This window comes from Brasilonema sp. UFV-L1, assembly GCF_012912105.1.
Taxonomy (GTDB): domain Bacteria; phylum Cyanobacteriota; class Cyanobacteriia; order Cyanobacteriales; family Nostocaceae; genus Brasilonema.
This window is the reverse complement of record NZ_QMEA01000240.1, coordinates 1-5,560: the sequence shown is the minus strand read 5'-3', so window position 1 is coordinate 5,560 and position 5,560 is coordinate 1. Positions and strand designations below refer to the sequence as shown.

Here is a 5,560-nt window from a genome sequence, read left to right as displayed (position 1 = left end):
CTAGGGGTCCCCTTTGGGGTTGGGGGGCAATGGGGAGATAGTACTAATAACTAGTAAACTAAGAAAGAATCTACTGATTCTTGGATGAGTCCTTTGACTCTGCCCCAACGTCTTTCAGGAATTGAGGCGTTGAACGTAAAAAGTTTGCCACGACTGACAGCAACACTAGCAAGGTTATGGCGTTGTTGGTTGTTAGGTAGTGTAATTGCATACTCTAAGAGATAGTATGTTATTCCGTTCAATTCTCGCTCTTCGGCATTAACTAATTCAGCTTTGCGACCAGAACCTTCAGGAGCAAGAGCGTTTTTTCCCAATTTATATCCTACTTCTCCTGGTGTTCCTAGTTCTTGCAAAGTTTTGCCTCCTGGAACTGGACTAATAACTACAGATATATTCTCAGTCATTTCAATGATATCGTGGAACACAACCTCGGGACCGTTGGCAACTTTGACTTGTACCCAGCCATTAGGATATGAAAACTCATAGCCATTTGTCGTGTCTACATAGCTTCGTCCAGCTGCAGCCGCTACACCAGAAGAACTCAAGCTGAAACTAGACATCAGCAGCAAAATCAATACAATTCTTTTCCACATTTATATAGTTTCCTTTAAGCTGGAAGCAACACAAGGCAAGCGTAATTTCTCGTTTTCATTGTCCCATGTATGCTGACAACTTACGAACTGCGCTGGTTTAACCCTGGCACTGTACCTCAAGACATAAAATTTTGGTTTGAGCAAAATTGTCTGATTTCACCGCGACAACCACCAGAAGAACGCGAAGATTTGTATCTTTATTCACCAGGATGTGATTTTTTAGGAGTTAAGTTACGTCATGGACGCTTGGAAGTCAAGTGGCGCAAAGCTGAATTAGGTATTATGTACTTTGGCGATTTTGTACAAGGTAGGGCAGAGAAATGGGGGAAGTGGTTGTGTTGTGATGATACACAAGAAAGTTTTCATCCAAACCTCGTTTTGGGTAACTCCTCATGGATCAGTGTCCAGAAAGTTCGCTATTCACAGCGTTACCAAGTTCTACGGGAGTTTTCACCACAACCCGTTTCCACAAAGGCGCATATTGATAATGGTTGTACAGTAGAACTTACCCATTTGATGATTCAAGAAAATTTTTGGTGGAGTCTGGCATTTGAAGCTTTTGGTGAAGATGCTTATTTGATGGATAATCTTCAGACAACAGCAAGTTGGGTGTTTAAGAGTTATCGCGAGTTAAAATTACCAGCTTCTCATTCTTACGCATTCCCTAGTTGGTTAGCACTAGTTTATCGGTAACTGTTTACAACAGGACTTACGAAAACAAACCCGGTTTCTATCAAAAATCGTCTGTTTTGCAACCAAATACGAACTCACCAAACCGGGTTTCTAGCAGATGGTGCGTGAGTCCTATACAAAACAAGCAAAAATCACCCACAAGGGTCACAAGCACGGCTACAAGTATTAGTCGATTATGCTTGTTAACAAGTGCGACACCAGCAAACAGCACCAATTATAACAAGTTGGTAGCGATCGCAGACCTAGTGCAGCGCGGCAGAAATAACAAGACAGTTAGGAATGGCTTAGAACTCTGATTCTGTAAGTATTTTTCTCTCCTGACTTCTGACGACTGACGTCACGACTCCTTGCACTAGCAGATTTCTCGCGAGGATTTTCGTAAAGACCAATATATCAGTTTCTGCCAGTTTTATTGACCCAGGATACCATATTATTAGCAAAACATATATGACCAGAATCGAAGGAGAAAATACACGTTTACGTCATTATTTGGCACGTCTCCAATGCCTCCGGCACGCTACGCGAACGAAAAACATTATGTTATTCCAAGTCAGTAGATATGTTGAAAAACTCAGTTAGATTACTACTACACTACTTAAAGTATACGGAAATACCTGTATTTAGCTGATTCATCCTGCATTTATGCAACGCCGTAAGAAGAAGTATTATGAAACAAGTTTTTTGCTTCAAATCTCTGTTTACTATTTTACTGCTTTCTTCTCTGGTATCCGCCACCTACTCCAAGGTTTTAGCAGTAGGTAAAGTTAACAATTCTGTTTATTTAGTGGCTCAAGCCAACTCTGCTTACGATCAATATATGCAGTTGGGCTATGCTGAAGCTCAAAAGAGAAACTATCAAAAAGCCTTATCTTTTTTTAAGCAAGCGCAGCAGGCACGTTCTGGAGATAGGTATGCCACTAGGGCAATTAACAATGTTACAGATTATATTAACCGCAATCGCCCTCCTAGTCTTTCCTTCAATGTCGGTAATCCTAGTAGAAGAAGAGCTGCGGCAACACGGGGAGGTTGTTTTAAGGAGGAACAGTCCCCTATTCCACTCATACCATCAGATCAAGAAACTTTGCTAACGACAGCAGAGTATCCTTCCCTATTTTTCTATGTTCCTCAAATACAGCAAGCAAAGGGGCTGGAACTTGTTATACGCGACGATAGCAAGTTTGGAACTTTACAAAAAGTTTCTTTAAATCCCACTGGGAAAGCTGGTATTTTTAGGGTTAATCTTACGTCAAAAACAGGGAAATCTCTGGAACCTAACAAACAGTATACTTGGAGTTTTTCTGTAATTTGCAATTTCCAAAACCGAGACAATGATTTATCTTTACAAGGCTCTATCAAACGAGTTCTGCCTGATAAAAATTTAACTGTTGACTTGAAAACAGCAGCACCACCAGAGCGCATAGAAATCTATGTTAAGAGCAAATATTGGGAAGACGCTCTAAGAACTTTGGCTGATTTACGCCTTCAGAATTCTAATGAACCAGAAGTTAGGAAATACTGGGAAGAGTTGTTGCAATCAGTCAAACTCGAAAAAGTGGTTATCAACGCATCTCTATTGTAATCAGATGATTGGTTCATGGTTGATGCAAGGACATTGCATTTTTATTGCAATGTCTCTACAGTCATTAAAGAATATCTTTATAGTTACTAAATATTATTTTTGAGTCAGTAAAATAATTTTTTTAAATGTCGTTATTTAAACTCGCGTTTTCTTGTATGGTAATGTACTTAGACTTTCAATACAGTATTATTTGGAACCATTAATCGGGAGCATCCCAAATGTGCAAGTTTACTGTCATGCTGAGTGAAGCGGAGCGTAACGAAGCATCTGTTGAGTCAACGTGAGTTTTAGATTCTGAGGCTATGCCTAACGGCAGGCTGAGTCCCAAGGGGACACGCTGAGGCTTCGCCACGCCAAGGGCGAACGCGAACGCCAACGCCGCGCCAAGGCGTTAGCGAAGCGTCTCCGAAGGAGATACGCTCCATTTCATTCCGCTGCCCTCCCTTGCCCGCTGCGCGCTCCAGAATGACAAACATGTTTTTGCAAAATTGGGATGCTCCCCCATTAATCAAATATTGATATCCATTTTCCTGAAACAAAATTCATCGAAGAAAATACAATCATGACTCAAGACCTGTGTCAAGGCTTCTGGAAGCTGCTAGGCATATTGGGTGAATTTTACGTTTAATTTAGTTATTTTACTTATCGCCTACCAAGGCGTGTTAAATAACATGTATTGAAATATATTCCACTCGTCTCAAACTGAATTATCATCAATTGAATCGTTTAAGAATGAGTATAAATTGTTATCAGTTCAGATTAAATTTGTTTATTCTGACATCTACACTAGTCAACTTATTTTTTACTACCTCGCTAAAAGCACAAGCACAGATAAATCCACCAGGATCGGATATCCAACGAGGAGTACCACCTACACCCACAATCCCAACACCAGAAAAACTCCCACCCCCAGAAGATTTATTACCGTCTCCTCCCGCTACGACTCCTACGCCTACGACTCCAGAAGTTGTTCCCAGTGAATTTTCAGAAAAAATCAAGGTTGAACGTTTTGTGGTAGAAGGTAGTACCGTCTTTGATGAAAAGAAATTTGCCGAAGTTACCAAAAACTTCACCAATAAACCCATTACCTTTACCGAACTCCTACAGGCTGCTAATGCTATTACTCAACTCTACCTTGATGCAGGCTATATTTCCTCTGGCGCTTTTATACCAGGTAATCAAACTTTCAAAGTAGAAGGCAGTATAGTCAAAATCACGGTCGTTGAAGGTAAGTTAGAAACTATCCAAGTCCGGGGTACAAAGCGGCTTAACCCTAACTATGTGCGTAGTCGCTTAGCAATTGCTACAGGCAAACCTTTAAATCAAAAGAAATTGGTGGAAGCACTGCAACTGCTACAACAAAATCCACTCATTAAAAATCTCTCTGCAGAGTTAGCAGCAGGTTCGCGTCCTGGTACTAGTATCTTAGAGGTGAAGGTTACAGAGGCACAAACCCGTTCTATCCAAGCTAGACTAGACAACAATCGGGTACCCAGCATCGGCAGCTTTCAACGCCAAATCCAACTCAACGATGCGAATTTACTAGGACTGGGAGATGGTTTAAGCATTTCTTATGCTAATACTGATGGCAGTGACAGTTGGGATTTTAGCTATACTTTGCCAGTGAATCCCCGCAATGGCACTTTGCAGTTAAATTACAGCACTTCATCCACAAAAGTTATTGAAGAACCTTTTGATATTTTAGATATTGATGGAAATTCTCAAGAGTATGGAATTACTTTTCGTCAGCCTATACTGCAAACCCCAACTCAGGAACTTGCACTGGGAATCACCGCTAATCGTCGCGATAGTGATATTGGTTATTTAGAAGCGTTGTTTGGACAACGATTTCCTTATCCTTCACCGGGTGCGGATGAAGATGGCAAAACTAAAGTATCCGCAGTCCGGTTTTTTCAAGAGTGGACACAGCGCAGTGACAGACAAGTTATTGCAGCGCGATCGCAATTTAGCCTCGGTGTCAATGTCTTTGATGCCACGACTAATGATAATGATCCAGATACTGAATTTTTCGCTTGGCGCGGACAAGCACAGTGGGTAAGACTTTTAGCACCAGAAACTTTATTACTTGTACGTGGAAATCTTCAATTAGCAGACAGAGCATTACTACCTTCAGAACAAATTGGTGTCGGTGGACAAGCTACTGTACGGGGTTATCGTCAGGATTTGCTTTTAGCCGACAATGGTTTTTTGGGTTCTGTGGAGTTACAGTATCCAATTTTACGTATCCCGCAGATTCAGGGCGTACTTCAGATTACCCCATTTATTGATTTTGGCACTGCCTGGAATACTTCTAGCGCTGGTAGAACACCTCTTGAGGATCAGACTCTTGTATCAACAGGATTGGGGCTGTTATGGAAACAGAGCGATCGCCTAACTGCCCGCTTTGATTGGGGTATCCCTCTTGTCTCTGTCTCCTCTAGTGAAAAAGATTCTTGGCAAGAGAACGGACTTTATTTCTCTATTATTTATACGCAATCTTTCTAAATGAGGAACTATGTCTGTCATTCTGACTTTAGCTACATTATCTCAAATCATGACTCCCGTTCCCTTGGCTGCCAATCCTGTTGCCAAAGTTGCTCCACCAGCATTGGTGAGCCAGCAAGATGCGAACAATCAATCATATCAAGTTCGCTTAATCACTTATAAATCACGAAATACCCCACCCGCCCTATCG

The 5,560-nt window shown here is 41.4% G+C and carries 6 protein-coding genes and 1 pseudogene; 6 read left to right on the top strand and 1 reads right to left on the bottom strand.

Features of this window, described 5'->3' with window-relative positions; translation table 11 throughout:
* Window positions 1-50: 50 nt before the first annotated feature.
* Window positions 51-593: a photosystem II reaction center PsbP gene (psbP, locus tag DP117_RS33375; protein WP_169222453.1), complete on the bottom strand. Its 543-nt coding sequence runs from the start codon at window positions 591-593 to the stop codon at window positions 51-53.
* Between the two features lie 69 nt (window positions 594-662).
* Between psbP and DP117_RS33370 the strand changes: the two genes are divergently transcribed.
* The 6 genes and pseudogenes from DP117_RS33370 to DP117_RS33345 form a co-directional block, all read left to right on the top strand.
* On the top strand, window positions 663-1,286 hold the full coding sequence (locus DP117_RS33370; protein WP_169222452.1) for a hypothetical protein: 624 nt from the start codon (window positions 663-665) through the stop codon (window positions 1,284-1,286).
* Window positions 1,287-1,390: 104 nt separating this feature from the next.
* Window positions 1,391-1,582 (top strand): hypothetical protein, encoded by a 192-nt coding sequence (locus DP117_RS33365; RefSeq protein WP_169222451.1) that lies wholly within the window; start codon window positions 1,391-1,393, stop codon window positions 1,580-1,582.
* Window positions 1,583-1,712: 130 nt separating this feature from the next.
* A pseudogene (locus DP117_RS33360) lies at window positions 1,713-1,914 on the top strand (IS1 family transposase); the annotation flags it as partial.
* A gap of 39 nt (window positions 1,915-1,953) precedes the next feature.
* Window positions 1,954-2,865: a DUF928 domain-containing protein gene (locus DP117_RS33355; RefSeq protein ID WP_169222450.1), complete on the top strand. Its 912-nt coding sequence runs from the start codon at window positions 1,954-1,956 to the stop codon at window positions 2,863-2,865.
* 732 nt (window positions 2,866-3,597) lie between these two features.
* The gene (locus tag DP117_RS33350) at window positions 3,598-5,370 is read left to right on the top strand and encodes a ShlB/FhaC/HecB family hemolysin secretion/activation protein (protein WP_169222449.1); all 1,773 of its coding nucleotides are present in this window, start codon (window positions 3,598-3,600) and stop codon (window positions 5,368-5,370) included.
* A 10-nt stretch (window positions 5,371-5,380) separates the two neighbouring features.
* A partial coding sequence (locus tag DP117_RS33345; protein WP_169222448.1) for a hypothetical protein occupies window positions 5,381-5,560 on the top strand: 180 nt, incomplete at its 3' end.